The organism is Microbacterium sp. Be9 (genome assembly GCF_011754135.1).
In the GTDB taxonomy this organism is placed as follows: Bacteria; Actinomycetota; Actinomycetes; order Actinomycetales; family Microbacteriaceae; genus Microbacterium; species Microbacterium maritypicum_A.
On the sequence record NZ_WNWT01000004.1, the window covers coordinates 167,641 to 187,755 of the forward strand.

At 67.6% G+C, this 20,115-nt stretch carries 20 protein-coding genes and 2 tRNA genes; 17 read left to right on the top strand and 5 right to left on the bottom strand.

Annotated elements, in window-relative coordinates; all coding sequences use genetic code 11:
- Nucleotides 1–10 precede the first annotated feature (10 nt).
- The 4 genes from GLO27_RS04990 to GLO27_RS05005 all read left to right on the top strand — a co-directional run bounded on the left by GLO27_RS04990 (nt 11) and on the right by GLO27_RS05005 (nt 2,690).
- Nucleotides 11–1,225 (top strand): phosphoglycerate kinase, encoded by a 1,215-nt coding sequence (locus tag GLO27_RS04990; RefSeq protein WP_021201516.1) that lies wholly within the window; start codon nt 11–13, stop codon nt 1,223–1,225.
- Complete coding sequence (tpiA, locus tag GLO27_RS04995; RefSeq protein ID WP_021201515.1) at nt 1,216–2,007, top strand: triose-phosphate isomerase; 792 nt, start codon at nt 1,216–1,218, stop codon at nt 2,005–2,007. The genes GLO27_RS04990 and tpiA overlap by 10 nt, the downstream gene beginning before the upstream one ends.
- Nucleotides 2,008–2,088: 81 nt before the next feature.
- Nucleotides 2,089–2,337 carry a preprotein translocase subunit SecG gene (gene secG / locus GLO27_RS05000; protein WP_017202783.1) on the top strand — a complete coding sequence of 83 codons (249 nt, stop codon included), beginning with the start codon at nt 2,089–2,091 and terminating at the stop codon, nt 2,335–2,337.
- Complete coding sequence (locus GLO27_RS05005) at nt 2,337–2,690, top strand: RNA polymerase-binding protein RbpA (protein WP_017830291.1); 354 nt, start codon at nt 2,337–2,339, stop codon at nt 2,688–2,690. The genes secG and GLO27_RS05005 overlap by 1 nt, the downstream gene beginning before the upstream one ends.
- Nucleotides 2,691–2,760: 70 nt before the next feature.
- Here GLO27_RS05005 and GLO27_RS05010 read toward each other — a convergent pair whose 3' ends face one another.
- Together GLO27_RS05010 and GLO27_RS05015 are read right to left on the bottom strand one after the other, a co-directional pair.
- Complete coding sequence (locus GLO27_RS05010; protein WP_167253908.1) at nt 2,761–3,990, bottom strand: hypothetical protein; 1,230 nt, start codon at nt 3,988–3,990, stop codon at nt 2,761–2,763.
- A 142-nt stretch (nt 3,991–4,132) separates the two neighbouring features.
- Nucleotides 4,133–4,203 (bottom strand) — tRNA-Gly (locus GLO27_RS05015).
- Between the two features lie 109 nt (nt 4,204–4,312).
- Between GLO27_RS05015 and GLO27_RS05020 the strand changes: the two genes are divergently transcribed.
- The 11 genes from GLO27_RS05020 to GLO27_RS05070 all read left to right on the top strand — a co-directional run bounded on the left by GLO27_RS05020 (nt 4,313) and on the right by GLO27_RS05070 (nt 14,247).
- Nucleotides 4,313–4,386 (top strand) — tRNA-Pro (locus GLO27_RS05020).
- A 63-nt stretch (nt 4,387–4,449) separates the two neighbouring features.
- Nucleotides 4,450–5,955, top strand: coding sequence for a trigger factor (tig, locus tag GLO27_RS05025; RefSeq protein WP_021201513.1), 1,506 nt, complete (start codon nt 4,450–4,452; stop codon nt 5,953–5,955).
- Nucleotides 5,956–6,025: 70 nt separating this feature from the next.
- Nucleotides 6,026–6,520 (top strand): tetratricopeptide repeat protein, encoded by a 495-nt coding sequence (locus GLO27_RS05030; RefSeq protein ID WP_021201512.1) that lies wholly within the window; start codon nt 6,026–6,028, stop codon nt 6,518–6,520.
- Between the two features lie 81 nt (nt 6,521–6,601).
- Nucleotides 6,602–7,198, top strand: coding sequence for an ATP-dependent Clp protease proteolytic subunit (locus GLO27_RS05035; protein ID WP_017830295.1), 597 nt, complete (start codon nt 6,602–6,604; stop codon nt 7,196–7,198).
- Nucleotides 7,199–7,218: 20 nt separating this feature from the next.
- A complete protein-coding gene (locus GLO27_RS05040; protein ID WP_021201511.1) occupies nt 7,219–7,860 on the top strand; it encodes an ATP-dependent Clp protease proteolytic subunit in 642 nt (213 codons plus the stop codon).
- A 152-nt stretch (nt 7,861–8,012) separates the two neighbouring features.
- The gene (locus tag GLO27_RS05045) at nt 8,013–8,948 is read left to right on the top strand and encodes a sugar-binding domain-containing protein (protein WP_021201510.1); all 936 of its coding nucleotides are present in this window, start codon (nt 8,013–8,015) and stop codon (nt 8,946–8,948) included.
- Complete coding sequence (deoC, locus tag GLO27_RS05050; protein ID WP_021201509.1) at nt 8,945–9,946, top strand: deoxyribose-phosphate aldolase; 1,002 nt, start codon at nt 8,945–8,947, stop codon at nt 9,944–9,946. Before GLO27_RS05045 ends, deoC begins: the two co-directional genes overlap by 4 nt.
- 13 nt (nt 9,947–9,959) lie before the next feature.
- On the top strand, nt 9,960–11,402 hold the full coding sequence (locus tag GLO27_RS05055) for an aldehyde dehydrogenase family protein (RefSeq protein WP_021201508.1): 1,443 nt from the start codon (nt 9,960–9,962) through the stop codon (nt 11,400–11,402).
- Complete coding sequence (locus GLO27_RS05060) at nt 11,399–12,250, top strand: aldehyde dehydrogenase family protein (RefSeq protein ID WP_021201507.1); 852 nt, start codon at nt 11,399–11,401, stop codon at nt 12,248–12,250. Before GLO27_RS05055 ends, GLO27_RS05060 begins: the two co-directional genes overlap by 4 nt.
- Nucleotides 12,251–12,427: 177 nt before the next feature.
- On the top strand, nt 12,428–13,696 hold the full coding sequence (clpX, locus tag GLO27_RS05065) for an ATP-dependent Clp protease ATP-binding subunit ClpX (RefSeq protein ID WP_021201506.1): 1,269 nt from the start codon (nt 12,428–12,430) through the stop codon (nt 13,694–13,696).
- Entirely contained in the window at nt 13,693–14,247 is a 555-nt protein-coding gene (locus tag GLO27_RS05070; protein ID WP_167253909.1) for an NUDIX hydrolase, read from the top strand. Before clpX ends, GLO27_RS05070 begins: the two co-directional genes overlap by 4 nt.
- Before the next feature lie 13 nt (nt 14,248–14,260).
- Here GLO27_RS05070 and GLO27_RS05075 read toward each other — a convergent pair whose 3' ends face one another.
- Genes GLO27_RS05075 through GLO27_RS05085 form a run of 3 tightly spaced genes read right to left on the bottom strand, consistent with a single transcriptional unit; the run spans nt 14,261 to nt 17,779 of the window.
- Nucleotides 14,261–14,758 (bottom strand): GyrI-like domain-containing protein, encoded by a 498-nt coding sequence (locus GLO27_RS05075; protein ID WP_167253910.1) that lies wholly within the window; start codon nt 14,756–14,758, stop codon nt 14,261–14,263.
- Nucleotides 14,759–14,762: 4 nt separating this feature from the next.
- Entirely contained in the window at nt 14,763–16,829 is a 2,067-nt protein-coding gene (locus tag GLO27_RS05080; protein ID WP_167253911.1) for a M3 family metallopeptidase, read from the bottom strand.
- A gap of 32 nt (nt 16,830–16,861) precedes the next feature.
- On the bottom strand, nt 16,862–17,779 hold the full coding sequence (locus GLO27_RS05085; protein WP_029258194.1) for a LysR family transcriptional regulator: 918 nt from the start codon (nt 17,777–17,779) through the stop codon (nt 16,862–16,864).
- Nucleotides 17,780–17,861: 82 nt separating this feature from the next.
- On the opposite strand from GLO27_RS05085, the gene tdh reads away from it, so the two are divergent.
- Both tdh and GLO27_RS05095 read left to right on the top strand, forming a co-directional pair.
- Entirely contained in the window at nt 17,862–18,905 is a 1,044-nt protein-coding gene (gene tdh, locus GLO27_RS05090) for an L-threonine 3-dehydrogenase (RefSeq protein WP_031208257.1), read from the top strand.
- Nucleotides 18,905–20,083, top strand: a complete 1,179-nt coding sequence (locus tag GLO27_RS05095) for a glycine C-acetyltransferase (RefSeq protein WP_021201500.1) — start codon at nt 18,905–18,907, stop codon at nt 20,081–20,083. Before tdh ends, GLO27_RS05095 begins: the two co-directional genes overlap by 1 nt.
- Nucleotides 20,084–20,115 lie beyond the last annotated feature (32 nt).

The window sequence follows — 20,115 nt, forward strand, 5'->3', positions numbered from 1 at the left end:
GCTCAGACACATGACTCTGCGCACCCTGGACACTCTGGGGTCGCTCGAGGGCAAGCGCGTCATCGTCCGTTGTGATCTCAACGTCCCCCTGCGGGACGGGATCATCACGGACGATGGCCGTGTCCGCGCCTCGTTGCCGACCCTCAACGCACTCATCAATGCGGGCGCCCGCGTCGTCGTGTGCTCTCACCTCGGGCGGCCGGACGGCGCGCCCGACCCGAAGTACAGCCTGGAGCCGGTGGCCCAGCGCCTGTCCGAGCTGCTCGGTGCCCCGGTCGCGTTCGCACGCGACACGGTCGGCGAGTCGGCGAAGGACGCCGTGGAGTCCCTCGAGGACGGCGGAGTCGTCGTCATCGAGAACCTGCGGTTCAACCCGGGGGAGACCTCGAAGGACGACGCCACCCGTGCGGCTTTCGCGGCCGAACTCGCGGAGCTCGGCGATGTGCTGGTCTCCGATGGGTTCGGGGTCGTGCACCGCAAGCAGGCGAGCGTCTACGAGCTCGCCGAGCTGCTCCCGTCCGCGGCCGGTCTGCTGATCGCGACCGAACTCGACGTGCTCGACCGTCTGACCGAGAATCCCGAGCGTCCGTACGCGGTCGTGCTCGGCGGCTCCAAGGTCAGCGACAAGCTCGGCGTCATCTCGCACCTGCTGCCGCGCGTCGACAAGATCCTCGTCGGCGGCGGCATGCTGTTCACCTTCCTCAAGGCACAGGGTCACGCCGTGGCGTCGAGTCTCCTGGAAGAGGACCAGCTCGAGACCGTTCGCGGCTACATCGCGGAGGCGGCGGAGCGTGGCGTGGAGCTCGTGCTCCCCACCGACGTCGTCGTCGCCGCATCCTTCGGCGCCGATGCCGCGCACGAAGTCGCTGCAGCCGATGCGATCGAGTCCACGCCGTTCGGTGCCTCCGGCATCGGCCTCGACATCGGCCCGGAGACGGCGGCACGTTTCGCCGAGGTCATCCGCGAGTCGAAGACCGTGTTCTGGAACGGCCCGATGGGCGTGTTCGAGTTCCCGGCGTTCGCGGCGGGTACCAAGACCGTGGCGCAGGCGCTCACCGAGGTCGACGGCCTCAGCGTCGTCGGCGGTGGCGACTCCGCGGCGGCCGTGCGGCAGCTGGGCTTCTCCGACGACCAGTTCGGTCACATCTCGACCGGCGGCGGCGCGAGCCTCGAATTCCTCGAGGGCAAGAAACTACCTGGGCTGGAGGTCCTCGGATGGGCGTGAACTCCCGTACCCCGCTGATCGCGGGAAACTGGAAGATGAATCTCGACCACCTGCAGGCGGTCGCGTTCGTGCAGAAGCTGCACTGGACGTTGAAGGACGCGAAGCACGAAGACGGATCGGTCGAGGTGGCGGTCTTCCCGCCGTTCACGGACATCCGCAGCGTGCAGACGCTCATCGACGCGGACAAGATCCCGTTCGCGCTCGGAGCGCAGGACGTCTCGGCACACGACTCCGGTGCGTACACCGGTGAGGTGTCGGGGGCATTCTTGGCGAAGCTCGACGCGAAGTACGTCATCATCGGTCACTCCGAACGCCGTGAGTACCACTCCGAGGGCGACGACATCGTGGCTGCCAAGGTGAAGGCCTCGCTCAAGCACGGACTCGTCCCGGTGATCTGCGTCGGCGAGACAGCGGGAGACCTCGAGAAGTTCGGCGCCAGTGCGGTCCCGGTGTCCCAGCTCGAGGCCGCGCTCGAGGGCGTCTCGCCGAAGGCGGACATCGTCGTGGCATACGAGCCCGTGTGGGCGATCGGCTCCGGCCAGGCAGCGACCCCGCAGCAGGCGCAGGATGTCTGCGCCGCACTGCGAGCCGTCATCGCGAAGGTCCTGGGCGACGAAGCGGCTGCGCGCACGCGCATCCTCTACGGCGGCTCGGTGAAGTCGGGCAACATCGCCAGCTTCATGCGCGAACCCGATGTGGACGGCGCTCTGGTCGGCGGGGCGAGCCTCGTCGTGGACGAGTTCGCCGCGATCATCCGCTTCGAGAAGCACGTCGGCGTGTGAGTGCAGCGGGGCTTCGGCCCCGCTGCACCGTATACTTGACCGTTACGGGGGCGCTCCGGCCCCAGCGAAAGGCTCTTTCTCGTGGCAATTCTCGAGTTCGTCCTGCAGGTCGTGCTGGGCATCACCAGCGTTCTGCTGACCCTCCTCATCCTCTTGCACAAAGGCCGCGGCGGTGGCCTGTCCGACATGTTCGGTGGAGGCATGACCTCAGCGGTCGGCTCTTCCGGGCTCGCGGAGCGGAACCTGAACCGCTTCACCGTCGTCCTGGCTCTGACGTGGTTCGTCTCCATCGTCGCGCTGGGCCTCATCACGAAATTCGAGGTCATCTGATGGCTACCGGTGGAAACGCGATCCGCGGCACCCGTGTCGGCTCGGGCCCCATGGGCGAGCAGGACCACGGTTATCACGCCGACCGCATCGCAGTCTCGTACTGGGACGGTCTCGGCAACGAGACCGTGCGCTACTTCGCCGCCGGTCTCCCCGAAGAGGAGATCCCGGAAACGATCGATCACCCGCAATCGGGTCTTCCTGCCGGCCGCGACAAGGAGAATCCTCCTGCGCTCGCGAAGGCGGAGCCGTACAAGACGCACCTCGCCTACGTGAAGGAGCGTCGTACCGACGAGGAAGCCGTCCAGCTTCTGGACGACGCGCTCACGCAGCTGCGCGAGCGCCGGGGCCAGTGACCTCGGTCTGACCATCGAAGAAGCCGCCGCGAGTCATCGCGGCGGCTTCTTCCGTACCCTGACACCGTCTTCAGCGGCAGCCCGCTGCGGCGTCGATGTAGTTCTGCGGGGGATAGCCGTACGCCCACACCCCGTTGGCGTCGTCGGTGTAGCCCATGCTGATGGCCCACGCGGTCGCCCACTTCTCGATGCTGTCCTGGGTGGACGAGTCGTACATGCTCTGGCACTTCACGCTGATCGCGTGCCCCACCTCATGGGCGACGAGCGCCTTGCTCCGTGTCGAGGGCCACTGCTCCGCGACCGAGTTCGAGAGCTCGATCGTCGCGCGCCCGGATTCTCCCCACCACCAGGTGGTGTACCCGCCCATGCTGCCGTTGTAGCCGGCCCCGCTCACGACCGGCGACCAGTCGAAGTCGAGGAGCACGCCGGGAGCGAGGGACCGCGCGAAGGCCTCGATCTCGAGCCGCGCGTTCAACAGCGGGCCCGACTTCTCCGCCAGTTCCTCGCCCTCGGTGGCGACGACCCGCGCGGCCGCGTCCTGCAGGGAGACGTAGGCGGTCGCCGCATCCTCATCCACCATCGTCGCGGCGATTGCTTCGGCGGCCGCGTCGCGCAGGGCGATCAGGGCCTCGTTGCGGGCGGAGAGGTGCGCGGCCTCGAACGCCGGAGCGGCCGCACCGGCGGCGTTGATCACGGCCAACCCACTCTCCACCACAGCCTCCTGCGTGTCTGCCGTCTCCGCGGAGGCGACAGCGAGCTCATCGGACAGCACGTCGAGATCGTGCCGTCGCTGTTCCAGCTCCGACGTGGCGCCGAACAGTTCCCAGAACCAGCCCGGTTTCGTGCCCACCCCGGCGATCTCGGTCGCGACCACGGCGTCGGCCTCGGAGGCGGCGGTGGTGCCGTCGGCGAGCGCTGAGGCGAGCCCCGCCTGGACCTCCTCGGGCACCGCGATCGGCTGGTTTCCTCGGGCGAGGATCTGTTCCGCCGCCCCGGTGACCGCACGGAGGCCCGCGATCTCCTCACGGACCTGCGTCTTCGTGGTCGACGTGGCCTCGGCGGTGCTCCCGTATCGCGACAGCGCGTTGTCGTACCCGAGGTTCGCCGTCACCTGAGCGAGTGCCAGCCCTGCGATCACGGCCGCTCCGCCGAGCAGTCCGAGGACCACGCCCGTGTGCTTCTTCCGTCGCGGCGATGAAGCAGCAGTGGGGGGACCGGCGGAGAGCAGGACGGGCAGCACGTGCCCGCCCGGGAGCGGCGCCGTGCCTGTCGCGGTCTGGAAAGGGGGCCGGTCGGTCACGTCGTGCCCATTCGATGATGCCTTCCGGTCGGAGACTGCGTGCAGCGATGCTGACAGCGTATTCGACGGGCGGACGCGAGCCGGAGAAGGTCACGGGGAATGCGAGAAGGCCCCCACCGATGGTGGGAGCCTTCTCGAGCGGAGGGGCTGACGGGAATCGAACCCGCATCATTAGTTTGGAAGACTAAGGCTTTACCACTAAGCTACAGCCCCGGATCCGGACCTTCGGAAAGGTTCGGTACCGACTCATCGACTATACCGGACTCTGGCGCATGCTCCGGTCCGTTAGACTCGGTGGGGCTGAATCCGCGTGCGGATTCCCCGGGGCGTAGCTCAGTTTGGTAGAGCGCCCGCTTTGGGAGCGGGAGGTCGCAGGTTCAACTCCTGTCGCCCCGACACAGCCCCCACGGACCTTACAGCCGCGAATCGAAGCGGAAATCACAAGGAGAACACACCAGCATGGCGAACAGCACCGTCGAGAAGCTGACCCCGACCCGGGTCAAGCTCACCATCACGGTCACCCCGGAAGACCTCAAGCCCAGCATCGCTCACGCGTACGAGCACATCGCTCAGGACGTGCAGATCCCCGGCTTCCGCAAGGGCAAGGTCCCGGCTCCGATCATCGACCAGCGCATCGGTCGTGGCGCCGTCATCGAGCACGCCGTCAACGAGGGCCTGGACAAGTTCTTCCGCGAGGCGACGGTCGAGCACAAGCTGCGCGTCGTCGGTCGCCCGGCTGCCGACATCACGCAGTGGCCGAACGAGAAGGATTTCTCGGGTGACCTGCTCGTCGACATCGAGGTGGATGTCCGCCCCGAGATCGAGCTGCCCTCCTACGACGGCATCACCGTGACGGTCGACGCCGTCGAGGCCGATGACGCCGCGCTCGACGCCGAGCTCGACAACATGCGCGCGCGCTTCGGCACGCTGGTCCCGGTCGACCGTCCGGCCGCCAAGGGCGACTTCGTCGAGCTCGACCTCGTCGCCACGATCGACGGTGCCGAGATCGACCGCGCCGAGGGCGTCTCCTACGAGATCGGCTCCGGCGAGCTGCTCGAGGGCATCGACGACGCGATCGAGTCGCTCACCGCCGGTGAGGACACCACCTTCCGCTCCGCTCTCGTCGGTGGCGACCACGCCGGCTCCGAGGCCGAGGTCTCCGTGACCGTCAAGGCCGTCAAGGAGCGCGAGCTCCCCGAGGCCGACGACGACTTCGCGCAGATCGCGAGCGAGTTCGACACGATCGCCGAGCTCCGCGAGAGCCTGGCCGAGCGCGTCGCTCAGCAGGGCGTCTTCACGCAGGGTTCCGCCGCGCGCGACAAGCTCGTCGAGGTGCTGCTCGAGCAGATCGAGATCCCCGTTCCGCCGCAGCTCATCGAGGACGAGGTGCACAACCACCTCGAAGGCGAAGGCCGTCTCGAGGACGAGGTGCACCGCGCCGAGGTCACCGAGGCGAGCGAGAAGCAGTTCCGCACGCAGGTGCTCCTCGACACGATCGCCGAGCAGGCCGATGTGCAGGTCTCGCAGGAAGAGCTCAGCCAGTACCTCATCCAGTCGGCTGCGCAGTACGGCATGGCTCCGCAGGAGTTCGTCGAGGCGCTGCAGTCCTCGAACCAGCTCCCGGCGCTCGTCGGAGAGGTCGCGCGCAACAAGGCCCTCGCGATCGCGCTCGGCAAGGTGAAGGTCGTCGACAGCAATGGCAAGGCCGTCGATCTGTCCGACTTCATCGTCACCGACGACGAGGCGGAGTCCACCGACGCCGAGTCCACCGACGCCGAGGAGAAGCCGGCCAAGAAGGCTCCGGCCAAGAAGCCCGCCGCCAAGAAGGCTCCGGTCAAGAAGGCCGATGACGCTGACGAGGCCGAGAAGCCGGCTGCCAAGAAGCCCGCCGCCAAGAAGGCTCCGGCTGAGAAGGCTCCGGCCAAGAAGGCTCCGGCCAAGAAGGCGGCCGACAAGGCCGAGTGATCGGACACGATCCAGTGAAGAGGGCGGGTGCTGCGGCATCCGCCCTCTTTTCCATCCAGGGAGGGCAATCATGAAGACGTGGGATGAGCGCATCGACGAGGTGTGGGACGACGCGACGGGTGAGGAGGTCGGTGACGACACCATCGCCCGCATCGACGCCCTCGCCGCCGAGCGCGGAGCAGGTGACGCCCGCGCCGAGTTCGAACGCGCGGGCGCGCGGGATTCCGCGGGAAGGCCCGCGGAAGCCATCGTTCTGTATCGGCGCGCGCTGGCATTGGGGTTGGATGCTGAGCATCGCCCGCAATGCGTGATCCAGATGGCGAGCTCGCTGCGGAATCTGGGCGAATACGACGAGGCCCTCGCCGTGATCCGCGCCGAGGAGCAGCTGTCGGCCGACGGTCCCTACCGTGACGCCATCGCGTGCGTGCACGCCCTCATCCTCGCAAGCGCGGGGCGACCGGCGCAGGGTCTCTCGGTGGCGCTGCTCGCCCTGGTCCCGCATCTGCCGCGCTACCACCGGTCGATGACGGCGTATGCCCGCGAGATCGCGGACGCCGACACCTGATATGCCGACGGCGAACACGGCCTGGGTGCCGCGTTGTCGCCGGTAGATTCGAATCACTGAAACACGGAATCAGGAGCTGACATGGCTGCAGAACCCCTCCTCGCAACGAGCGTCTTCGACAGGTTGCTGAAGGACCGCATCATCTGGCTGGGGTCGGAGGTGCGCGACGAGAACGCGAACGAGATCTGCGCGAAGATCCTTCTTCTCGCCGCAGAAGACTCCGAGCGAGACATCTACCTCTACGTGAACTCGCCCGGCGGTTCGATCACCGCGGGCATGGCGATCTACGACACGATGCAGTTCGTGCCGAACGACATCGTCACGGTCGGCATCGGAATGGCCGCATCGATGGGTCAGCTGCTGCTGACCGCCGGCACCAAGGGCAAGCGCTACATCACGCCCAACGCCCGGGTGCTGCTGCACCAGCCGCACGGCGGCTTCGGCGGCACGTCGAGCGACATCCAGACCCAGGCGCAGCTCATCATGTCGATGAAGAACCGCCTCGCGGAGATCACGGCGGCGCAGACCGGCAAGTCGGTCGAGCAGATCAACGCCGATGGTGACCGCGACCGCTGGTTCACCGCCGAGGAAGCGCTCGAGTACGGCTTCGTCGACCACATCCGCGAATCGGCCTCCGACGTCATCGGCGGCGGCGGAACCGACCAGGACACCGAGTAACGGAAAGCGAAAGGACGCTCATGTACACACCCACCTTCCGCTCAGCCGGTGACCTGCCTTCCAGCCGCTACGTGCTCCCGCAGTTCGAGGAGCGCACCGCCTACGGATTCAAGCGTCAGGACCCGTACAACAAGCTGTTCGAAGACCGCGTGATCTTCCTCGGCGTGCAGGTCGATGACGCGTCGGCCGACGATGTCATGGCGCAGCTCCTCGTCCTGGAGAGCCAGGATGCCGAGCGCGACATCACCATGTACATCAACTCGCCCGGTGGTTCGTTCACCGCGATGACGGCGATCTACGACACGATGCAGTACGTCGCACCGCAGATCCAGACCGTCGTGCTCGGCCAGGCCGCCTCCGCTGCGGCCGTGCTGCTCGCGGCCGGCGCGCCGGGCAAGCGCCTCGCGCTCCCGAACGCCCGCGTGCTGATCCACCAGCCCGCGATGGGCGAGGCGGGCCACGGCCAGGCCTCCGACATCGAGATCCAGGCCGCGGAGATCCTCCGCATGCGGACCTGGCTCGAGGAGACCCTCGCCGGCCACACGAAGCGCACGCCGGAGCAGGTGAACCGCGACATCGATCGCGACAACATCCTCTCCGCCGCACAGGCACTGGAGTACGGCATCGTCGACCAGGTCCTCACGACGCGCAAGCGCGTCTGACCCGATCGATCCCGAAGGGCGTCCGTCATCACGACGGGCGCCCTTCGTCGTGCCCGGCGGATGTGCAGAGCCCCCACGCTCGATTGCGCATATGAGCATCATGATGCGCGAACGCTGATGAGGGCCTACTCTGGGAGAGGAAGGAGGATGCCGTGGAAGAAGATCTGCTCATGGTTCGCGTCGCCGAGCTGTACTACGACGAGGACAAGACCCAGGACGAGATCGGCGGACTCCTCAAGATCTCCCGCTGGAAGGTCGGCCGCCTGCTGACGCAGGCTCGCGAACGCGGCATCGTGCGCATCGAGATCGTGCATCCCCGCGCCCGCAGGCTCGGCCTCGAGCGGCTTCTGGTCGACCGATTCGGACTGACGGACGCCGTCGTCGTGCCGGCCCCGGAAGGCGATGACGGCACGCTCGAGCGGGTGGCGCAGGCCGCCGCCGACTTCCTGACCGCACTGCGGCCGGTGCCCCGCACACTCGGGGTGAGCTGGGGGCGCACGCTCCGCGCCGTCGCCGAGGCGCTCCCGGATGGATGGGCGAACGGCGTGACGGTCGTGCAGCTCAACGGGGGAGTGAGCCTGAATCGGCGCTCCGGCGGGGCGGCAGGCCTCGCTGTCACGATCGCTCAGCGCGCGTCTGGCCAGGTCTCGCTGCTGCCGAGCCCGGCCATCCTCGAGCGTGTGGAGACGAAGCAGGCGATCGAGTCCGACCGCACCGTCGCTGCCGTGCTCGAAGAAGCAGCGGAGGCGCAGGCATTCCTGTTCACCGCAGGGCCGTGCGACGCTTCATCCGCGCACGTCGAGAACGGCTACCTCAGCGCTGAGGACGTGGAAGAGCTCGCGCGTCGCGGCGCCGTCGGAGACGTTCTCGGCCGCTACGTCGACGCCGAGGGGAACATCGTCGACTCGCAACTCGATGCGCGAACGGTCGGCGTCTCGCTCGATCGTCTGCGCGGAGCCGCCCGCGCGATCTTCGTCACGGCGGGCCCCGCCAAGCACGACATCGCACGAACCGTGGTCACCAGCGGCCTGTGCGGCGTTCTGGTGACCGATGAGACCACAGCACGAGCATTGTTGGAGGAACAGTGACGACCAAAGAACTCAGCCGCAGGACGGCGGTGGACGTTCTGGGCGGAGAGCCCGACGACGCCACCCTCCGACGTTTCCTGCACGGACTCCCCGGTGTGGATGCCGTCGGTCTCGAGCAGCGCGCTGCCGGGCTCGGCACCCGCTCCATCAAGACCACCTCGAAGGCGTGGGCCCTCGACACGATCATCAAGCTGATCGACCTCACGACGCTCGAGGGTGCGGACACCCCTGGCAAGGTGCGCTCGCTCGTCGCCAAGGCGAAGACCCCCGACGCCGCAGACCCCTCGACTCCACGGGTCGCCGCGGTCTGCGTCTATGGCGACATGGTCGGCGACGCCGTCGTCGCGCTCGGCGGCCTGCACGGCGACCCCGACGACGGAATGATCTCCGTCGCCGCGGTGGCCACGGCGTTCCCGAGCGGGCGCTCGTCTCTCGCGATCAAGCTCGCAGACACCGCTGAGGCGGTCGCCGCCGGAGCCGACGAGATCGACATGGTCATCGACCGTGGGGCTTTCCTCTCCGGCCGCTACGGCCTCGTGTTCGACCAGATCGCCCAGGTCAAGGAAGCATGCCGTCGCGAGGACGGTTCATACGCCTCGCTCAAGGTGATCCTGGAGACCGGCGAGCTGAACACCTACGACAACATCAAGCGCGCCTCGTGGCTGGGCATCCTGGCGGGAGGGGACTTCATCAAGACCTCGACCGGAAAGGTGCAGCCCGCCGCGACGCTTCCGACGACTCTTCTCATGCTGGAGACCGTGCGTGACTGGCACCGCGGCACCGGCGAGAAGATCGGCGTGAAGCCGGCCGGTGGCATCCGCTCCTCGAAGGACGCGGTGAAGTACCTGGTGACCGTCGCCGAGACGGTGGGCGAGGAGTGGTTGCAGCCGCATCTCTTCCGGTTCGGCGCATCCAGCCTCCTCAACGATGTGCTCCTGCAGCGTCAGAAGCTCAGCTCCGGCCACTACTCGGGCCCCGACTACGTCACGATCGACTGACGGGAAGACGAACATGTCATTTCTGGAATACGCTCCCGCACCGGAGTCCACCGCGATCCTGAACCTCAAGGACAGCTACGGCCTGTTCATCGACGGCGAGTTCGTCGACGGTTCCGGCACCCCGTTCCACACGATCTCGCCGGCGACGGAGAAGCACATCGCCGAGATCGCCTCGGCCAGCGACGAGGATGTCGACCGCGCGGTCGCCGCCGCCCGTCGTGCCTACGAGAAGACCTGGTCGAAGATGAGCGGTCGCGACCGTGGGAAGTACCTCTTCCGCATCGCCCGCCTCGTGCAGGAGCGCGCTCGCGAGCTCGCCGTCGCCGAGAGCCTCGACAACGGCAAGCCGATCAAGGAGAGCCGTGACGTCGACGTGCCGCTCGTCGCCTCCTGGTTCTTCTACTACGCGGGCTGGGCGGACAAGCTCGACCATGCGGGTCTCGGCGCCGACCCCCGCGCGCTGGGCGTCGCCGGTCAGATCATCCCCTGGAACTTCCCTCTGCTGATGCTGGCGTGGAAGATCGCTCCCGCCCTCGCCGCGGGCAACACGGTCGTGCTCAAGCCCGCAGAGACCACGCCCCTCACGGCGCTGATCTTCGCGGAGATCCTGCAGCAGGCCGACCTGCCGGCGGGTGTCGTGAACATCGTGACGGGTGCCGGAGCCACCGGTTCCACCCTCGTGCGCCACCCCGACGTCGACAAGGTCGCCTTCACCGGTTCAACCGGTGTCGGCCGTGACATCGCACGGGCCGTGGCAGGCACCCACAAGAAGCTGACGCTGGAGCTCGGCGGGAAAGCTGCGAACATCGTCTTCGACGACGCCCCCATCGACCAGGCGGTCGAAGGCATCGTGAACGGGATCTTCTTCAACCAGGGTCACGTGTGCTGCGCCGGCAGTCGTCTGCTCGTGCAGGAGTCGATCCACGACGAGGTCGTCGACAGGCTCAAGACGCGTCTGTCGACCCTGCGTCTGGGCGACCCCCTCGACAAGAACACCGACATCGGTGCGATCAACTCCGCTGCGCAGCTGGCCCGTATCCGCGAGCTCAGCGACATCGGCGAGGCCGAGGGCGCCGAGCGCTGGACCGCGGACTGCGCCATTCCGGAGCAGGGTTTCTGGTTCGCACCCACCATCTTCACCGGTGTCGAGGCATCGCATCGCATCGCCCGCGACGAGGTCTTCGGCCCGGTGCTCTCGGTGCTCACCTTCCGCACGCCCGCCGAGGCGATCGCGAAGGCGAACAACACGCCCTACGGTCTCTCCGCCGGGATCTGGTCCGACAAGGGATCGCGCATCCTCGCTGTGGCTGACCGCCTGCGTGCCGGCGTGATCTGGGCCAACACCTTCAACCGCTTCGACCCGTCGAGCCCGTTCGGCGGGTACAAGGAGTCCGGATTCGGCCGCGAGGGCGGTCGCCAGGGTCTCACCGCCTACCTCAAGGGAGCCGCAGCATGAGCAAGCGACTGACTGTTCCGAAGACGTACAAGCTGGCGATCGGCGGGGCCTTCCCGCGGAGCGAGTCCGGCCGCACGTACGAGGTGCTCACGCCGAAGGGGGCCTTCCTCGCGAACGCCGCGAAGGGCTCCCGCAAGGACGCCCGCGACGCCGTGGTCGCCGCCCGATCCGCCGTCAAGGGCTGGTCCGGTGCGACCGCCTACAACCGCGGCCAGGTCCTGTACCGCGTCGCGGAGGTGCTGGAGGGGCGTCGCGCGCAGTTCATCGACGAGATCGCGGCTCAGGAGGGCGTGTCGTCCGCGGCCGCGGCCTCGCAGGTCGATGAAGCTATCGACCTCTGGGTCTGGTACGCCGGATGGTGCGACAAGTACGCACAGGTGGCGGGCAACGCGAACCCCGTGTCGGGGCCGTACTTCAACATCTCCGTGCCAGAGCCGACCGGTGTCGTGGCGATCGTCGCCCCGCAGGACTCGGCGCTGCTCGGTCTGGTGTCGGTCGTGGCTCCGGCTCTGGTCGCCGGGAACACGGTTGTGGTCGTCGCGAGCGAGCAGCACCCGCTCTCGGCCATCAGCCTCGCCGAGGTCCTCGCCACCAGCGACGTCCCGGGCGGAGTCGTGAACGTGCTGACGGGTTCGCCCGCGGAGATCGCTCCGTGGCTGGCTTCGCACCAGGACGTGAACGCTCTCGACCTGGCCGGAGCCGGCGCTCTCGACTGGGTCGACATGCAGATCGCCGCGGCGGAGACGCTCAAGCGGGTGCTCGCCCCGGGAGACGTCGTCGCCTCGCCGGAGCGGATCGGTGCCTTCACCGAGGTGAAGACCGTCTGGCACACCAAGAGCATGGTCTGACCGTTCTGACGACCTCATGAAGGGGGTCGGGAGCCTTCGCCCACGACCGGGCAGCTGAAGGCTCCCGGCCCCTTCATCGTTTCGCGATCCGATGTCGAATGCCCTCAATGCGGCCCGGTGTCGTATGCAGAGGTTAGGCTCGAAGAACGATCTCTGATCCCCCCTAGGAGGACGCGCATGGCCCGCATCGGTGAAAGCGCTGACCTGTTCAAATGCTCTTTCTGCGGAAAGAGCCAGAAGCAGGTCCAGCAGCTCATCGCCGGCCCCGGCGTGTACATCTGCGACGAGTGCGTCGAGCTGTGCAACGAGATCATCGAAGAGCGGATGGCCGAGTCGTCCGCAGACGGGGTCGCCGAGTTCGAGCTCCCGAAGCCGCGTGAGATCTTCGCCTTCCTCGAGGAGTACGTGGTCGGGCAGGAGCCCGCCAAGCGCGCTCTCGCCGTCGCCGTCTACAACCACTACAAGCGGGTGCGGGCACACGGCACCCTGCAGACGGCCGAGCAGAAGGCCGAAGAGGTCGAGATCGCCAAGAGCAACATCCTGCTCATCGGGCCGACCGGCTGCGGCAAGACCTACCTCGCGCAGACGCTCGCGAAGCGCCTCAACGTCCCCTTCGCCGTCGCCGACGCCACGGCGCTGACCGAGGCCGGCTACGTCGGAGAAGACGTCGAGAACATCCTCCTCAAGCTCATCCAGGCCGCGGACTACGACGTCAAGCGCGCCGAGCAGGGCATCATCTACATCGACGAGGTCGACAAGATCGCCCGTAAGGCCGAGAACCCGTCGATCACCCGCGACGTCTCGGGCGAGGGTGTGCAGCAGGCCCTCCTGAAGATCATCGAGGGCACGGTCGCCTCGGTCCCTCCGCAGGGCGGCCGCAAGCACCCGCATCAGGAGTTCCTGCAGATCGATACGTCGAACGTGCTGTTCATCGTCGCCGGGGCCTTCGCCGGTCTCGAAGACATCGTCTCGGCGCGCGTCGGCAAGCACGGCATCGGCTTCGGTGCCCCGCTGCACGACAAGGGCAAGGACCTCGACCTGTTCAGCGAGGTGCTCCCGGAAGACCTGCACAAGTTCGGGCTGATCCCCGAGTTCATCGGGCGTCTGCCGGTCGTCACCAATGTGTCGCCGCTCGACCAGGATGCACTGATCGACATCCTCACCGGGCCGCGCAATGCGCTGGTGAAGCAGTACCAGCGCATGTTCGAGATCGACGGCGTGCAGCTCGAGTTCGAAGAAGATGCGCTGCGATCCATCGCCGACCTGGCCGTCGAACGCAAGACCGGTGCCCGTGGACTCCGGGCGATCCTGGAGGACGTGCTCGGACCCATCATGTTCGAGATCCCCTCGGCGGAGGACGTCGCCAAGGTCATCGTCACCCGTGCAGCCGTCGATGAAGGCGCACCGCCCACGATCGTGATGGAGCGCAAGCGCAAGAGCGCATGAGCGCGGAGCCGGTTCCCTGGAAGACGGTGGCGAGGAAGACTCTCGTCGCCGACCGATGGATCCGACTGCATGAGGACAGCTGCGAAGACGTGAGCGGGCGCTCGATAGCCCCGTACTACGTGCTGGAGTACGGCGACTGGATCTCGGTCCTCGCCCTCGACCGGAACGACGATGCCATCCTGGTGGAGGAATATCGGCACGGTGCCCGCGTCGTGGCGCTCGGCACGATCGGCGGGGGAGTAGAGCCTGGCGAGGCTCCGGAGGATGCGGCCGCCCGCGAACTCCTGGAGGAGACGGGCTTCGTGGCAGATGAGCTCATCGACCTCGGTGCGACGTGGGCGAACTTCGGCAACCACACCAACCGCGTGCATCACTTCCTCGCTCGCGGATGCACGCGCATCGTGGAGCAGTCGCTCGACGACAGCGAGTCGATCGCCGTGCACGTGCTGTCACTGGACGGACTCGGCGACCGCCTCTCGCAGAGCTACCACCAGCTCACCTGGTACAAAGCGATGGAGCAGCTCGGACGATGCGTCCCGCCGATCCCGTAGACGTCTGATGACCTCAGGCGGTCGGCATGACGAGATCGGTGCGCAGCTCTGACGGGGTGGTGCTCGGGTCGGACACGTAGATCTCGATCCAGACGCCGCCGGGACGGAGCCCCTGGGCGCCTGCACGCTCGACGAGACCACCCCAGGCGCCGCCGAGCTCCTCGTAGGAGCCGAACAGGGTCGTCGCGACCGCAGGGCCCGCGGGCAGCCTTGAGGCGACGATGACGCGCCCGCTGGCCGTGGGGATCGGGTTCTCCGGGGGAGTTTGCACGGGGAAGCCGAGTTCGAGGTCGAAGAGGTCCATCGGATCTCCGTGATAGATCGCGAGCGCGGGGCCGGTCGGGACCAGCACGTCTCCGGCGAAGGTGAGCGCGATCGCCGAGTAGCCGGCATCGAACGCCTCCTGGATGTCGGCCAGACGGATGCCGTTGTGGCGGATCACCGCGAGGGGGACGGCGTCGAGGTCGAGGCGGTCCGCGGGACCGAATGGGGACTCAGGGAATGCGTTCATGCGCTCAGAGTCTCACGACTCCGTCGCCCAGTCCACGGCGCTTCAGGAGCGGTTCGATCTCGGCATCGCGGCCACGGAAGTCGCGGTAGGCGTCGAGCGGATCCTTCGAGCCGCCCACCCCGAGCAGACGCCGACGGAACCGGTCGCCGTTGCCCCGGGTGAGGCCGCCGTTCGTGCGGAACCACTCGACCGTGTCGGCGTCGAGCACCTCGCTCCAGATGTACGAGTAGTAGCCCGCGCTGTACCCGCCGGAGAAGACGTGGGCGAAGTACGTCGACGAGTACCGTGTCGGGACGGCCGAGTCGTCCAGGCCGATGTCCGCCAATGCGGCAGCCTCGAACGCGGCGACGTCGGTGACCTGCACGTCGGTGCCGAGGCGATGCCAGGCCTGATCCAACCAAGCCGCCGCCAGATACTCGCTGGTGGCATGCCCCTGGTCGAACGTCTCGGTCGCTCGCAGGCGCTCCACGATCGCGGGGTCGAGCGGCGCACCGGTCTCGTGGTGGCGTGCGTAGTTGTCGAGCACCTCAGGCCACAGGATCCACATCTCGTTGACCTGGCTCGGGAACTCCACGAAGTCGCGGAACACATTCGTCCCGGCGAAGTGTGGGTAGGTCACGGTCGCGAAGAGTCCGTGCAGCGCATGCCCGAACTCGTGGAACAGCGTGGTCACCTCATCGAGAGTCAGCAACGTCGGCTCGCCATCTCCCGGAAGCGGCACGTTCAGGTTGTTGACGACGACGGGAGCCGTGCCGCGCAGGCGCGATTGGCTCACGATCGCGTTCATCCACGCGCCGCCACGCTTCGAGTCCCGGGTGTACAGATCGAGCACGTACAGGCCGACCGCGGTGCCGTCCTCATCGCGCACCTCGAACACGCGTGCGCCGGGATGGTACGCGGCGAGGTCGTCTCGCTCGGAGAAGGTGACGCCGTAGAGTCGGGTCGCCGCGAAGAAGACACCTTCCTGCAGGACGCGCTCTGCCTCGAACCAGGGGCGCAGCGCACTGGAGTCGATGTCGTACCTGGCTGTACGCACTCGTTCGGTGTAGAAAGCCCAGTCATGCGCCTCGACCGGGAAGGGTGCTGCCTCGGTCTCGTCGACGATCGCCTGGAGGGCCGCGTGCTCGGCACGGGCGTTGCGCGCGGACGGGGCTGCGAGGCGACGGAGCATCTCTTCGACGGCATCCGGAGTTCCAGCGGTCTCGTCGGCGGTGATGTAGGCGGCGTGCGAGTCGTAGCCGAGCAGTGTGGCGCGTTTCGCCCGCAACCGCACGATCTCGAGGAGCACCCCTCGGTTGTCGTTGGCATTGTCCCGGGATCCGCGCGCGAGCGAGGCGGCCATGATGCGCCGCCTCGACTCCCGTACGCGCAGCTGTGCCAGTGCAGGATGCCCGGTGAAGAGCGGCAGGGTGATCAGGTACCTGCCGTCGAGGCCCCTGTCCGCTGCCGCGCGCGCGGCGGCTGACAGCTCTCCCGCGCTCAGCCCGTCGAGCTCGTCGGCGGTGTCGAAGACCACGGCGAGGTCGTTGGTGTCGTTCAGGAGGTTGCGTTCGAACGTGTTCGTCAGCGTCGAGAGCTTCTGGTTCAGTGCGGTCAGCTGCGCCTTGGCCTCGTCGTCGAGACCCGCACCCGCGTGGGTCATCTCGCGGTGGTGGCGCTCCACCAGGTAGCGCTGCTCAGGGTCGAGATCCAGGGAGTCACGCTGGTCGTACACGTGCTGCACCCGCCAGTAGAGCTGGCCGTCGAGCGTGATCGCGTCCTGATGCGCGGCCATGAGCGGTGCCAGCTGCTCATCGATCGCCTGGATCTCGGGCGTCGCATCGGCCGAACTCACGGTATAGAAGGTGTGCGCCACGCGGTCGAGGAGCTCGCCGGATCGTTCCAGCGCCTCAAGCGTGTTCTCGAACGTCGGCATCGAGCGCACCATGGTGATGCGCGCGATCTCGCGACGCTGCTCCTCGAAACCCGCCTGGAACGCGGGGAGGTAGTGTTCGGGCCGGATCGCGCCGTAGTCCGGGAGGCCGTAGGGGAGCGTCGACGGCTGCAGCAGCGGATTCGTGGCGTCGGTCATCTTCCGAGCCTATCCACCCCGGCTGTCCAGGCTCAGGAACCGTCCTCGCTCAGGCGCGTCATCACTCCGCGCAGCGCTTCCACCACCACGCGGACCGATCGACGACGCAGGGTCTCCGGGCGGGCGAGCAGATCGATCATCCGGTGCGTGCTCACCCCCTCGAGCGGGATCCGCACGATCTCGCGATCATCGACGCTCCGTGAGGTGAAGCGCGGCAGCATTCCGATCACCCCACCTGCCGCCACGACCGCCGACACCGCGCCGTAGTCGTTGATGCGGTGCTGGATGTCGACAGGGTGGTGGGCGACGGCCGACACCGCACGAAGGACATCGTCGGGGGAGTAGCCGATGCGACTGGTGACCCATCTCTGTCCTGCGACGTCGGCCGGAGTGAGGCTGGCGCGGCCGGCGAGAGGGTGGGAGATCGAGACGGCGACATCGAGGGGCTCACGTATGAGGGTGAGACTGCGCACGCCTTGCGTGGGCCAGGGGTCGGAGTGCTCCATGCGGTGCGCGAGCACGAGGTCGTAGCGGGCGGTGAGCGCGGGGAACTCGCTCTGCGCGACATCCTCGTCGGTGAGCTGGACCGTCGGCGCATCCTCTGCGGACGCCAGTACCCGCACCAGCGCGCCGAACAGGGCCTGCCCGACGCTGTGGAATCCGCTGATGCTCACGACTCCCGTCGCGGCTCCCTCGAACTCGTCGAGGGCATGCCGTGCTGCGGCCATCGCGTCGATCGCCTCGGCGCCGGCCGTCGCCAGCACTTCACCGGCGGGCGTAAGGGCGAGGGTCCGGCCGATCCGGCGTGTCAGCGGTGTCGGAACACCCCTCTGCAGGGCTGCGAGTTGCTGGGACACCGCAGACGGAGTGACTCTGAGCGCGTCGGCCACGGCGGTCACGCTGCCGAGGGCGCCGAGCTCCCTCAGGATCTGCAGTTGATGGAGTTCCACGACCACAGTGTAGCTCTCGCTACATCGACGGTGCAGACGATGCCGATTGTTCTACAACGTCAGGTGCGGTGTGATCGAGATCATGAAGGCACTGTTCAAAGCCGCAGCCGGTGCGGGACTCGAGCTCGTCGAGCGCCCCGACCCGACCGCCGGAACTGACGACGTCGTCATCCGCGTGCTGCGCACGGGGATCTGCGGCACCGATCTGCACATCCTCCGCTGGGACGAATGGGCGGCGTCCGCGATCGCCGCACCGCTGATCCCCGGTCACGAGTTCTACGGGGAGGTCGTGGAGGTCGGCCCTGGCGTGCGCGACATCGCCGTCGGCGATCGGGTCTCCGGCGAAGGACACATCGTCTGCGGCACCTGTCGCAACTGTCGAGCGGGTCGCCGCCAGATGTGCATCCGCACGATCGGTCTCGGTCTGCAGCGCGACGGCGCCTTCGCGGAGTACCTCGTGCTGCCCGCGGCGAACGTCTGGGTCCATCACTCGGAAGTGACCCCCGAGCTGGGGGCCATCTTCGATCCCCTGGGCAATGCCGTGCACACAGCGCTCACCTACCCACTCGTCGGAGAGGACGTGCTCGTCACCGGCTGCGGACCCATCGGGCTGATGGCGATCGCCGTCGCCCGGCATGCGGGAGCACGGTTCATCACGGCGACGGACGTCAGCGCGCCGCGTCTGGAGATGGCCCGCCGGATGGGCGCCGACGAGGTCGTCGACGTCTCGGTCCGCGACATCCGCGAAGCGCAACAGGCGCTCGGCATGCGGGAGGGCTTCGACATCGGATTCGAGATGAGCGGTGCGCCGTCGGCCCTCCCCGCCATGATCGACAACATGAACCACGGCGGTCGCATCGCGATGCTGGGTCTGCCGAGCGCGGGATTCGGCATCGACTGGGGCAAGCTCGTCACCCACATGCTCACGATCAAGGGCATCTACGGGCGCGAGATGTTCGAGACGTGGAACGCGATGGGAGCGATGCTGCAGACCAGCGCCTCCCTGCGGGACGCCATCGGCCGCGTGATCGCGGAGGTGGTCCCCGCTCGCGACTGGGAACACGGATTCGCCGCGGCCGAGTCGGCGGGAACAGGCAAGATCATCCTCGACTGGACGGAGCTGTGATGTACGGGACTTTTCAGAAGCATGTGTCGGATGAGCTGGCGGGCATCGAGGAGGCCGGGCTCACCAAGCATGAGCGCGGCATCCGCGGCCCCCAGAACGCGGAGATCACCGCCGACGGCGCAGAGGTGCTGAACTTCTGCGCCAACAACTACCTCGGGCTCGCCGACGACCCGCGCATCCTCGACGCGGCGACGACGGCCTTGCAGGAATGGGGCTATGGGCTTGCGAGCGTGCGCTTCATCTGCGGCACCCAGGAGCAGCACCTCGAGCTGGAGCGTCGGCTCGCCGACTTCCTCGGCACGGACGAAGCCATCCTGTACTCGTCATGCTTCGACGCGAATGGCGGCGTGTTCGAGACGCTCTTCTCCGCCGAGGACGCCATCATCTCGGACGAGCTGAACCATGCGTCGATCATCGACGGGATCCGGCTCTCGAAGGCGCAGAGGCTTCGCTATCGAAACCGCGACATGAGCGATCTCGAAGAGCAGCTGAAGGCGGCGGAAAAGGCCCGGTTCCGGGTGATCGTGACGGACGGCGTGTTCTCGATGGATGGGTACATCGCGCCGCTCGCCGAGATCTGCGACTTGGCCGAGCGCTATGACGCACTGGTCTTCGTCGACGACTCGCATGCCGTCGGCTTCGTGGGGGAGAACGGTCGGGGGACGCCGGAGCTGTGCGGGGTCGCCGATCGCGTCGACATCTACACCGGGACGTTCGGCAAGGCGCTAGGCGGTGCATCGGGCGGGTACGTCGCCTCGCACGCCGAGATCGTGGCCCTGCTGCGTCAGCGCTCTCGTCCCTATCTGTTCTCGAACACACTCGCTCCCGCGATCGTGGCCGGAACCCTGACCGCCCTCGATCTCGTCGAGGGGTCCGCCGACCTTCGTGCGCGTCTGCGCCGCAATGCCTCCCTGTTCCGCGAGCGCATGACCGCCGAGGGATTCGACCTGCTCCCCGGGGAGCACCCCATCGTGCCCGTCATGTTCGGCGATGCGGCGAAGACGGCGAGGATCGCCAGGGAGATGCAGGAGCGCGGCGTGTACGTGACCGCATTCAGCTTCCCCGTCGTGCCGCGCGGGCTGGCGCGGATCCGCGTGCAGCTGTCGGCGGCTCACACACCCGAGCAGGTCGAGCGCTGCGTGGAGGCCTTCGTCGCCGCACGCGCTGTCGTCGACTGACCCTGCAACTGACCCTGCAACTGACCCTGCGA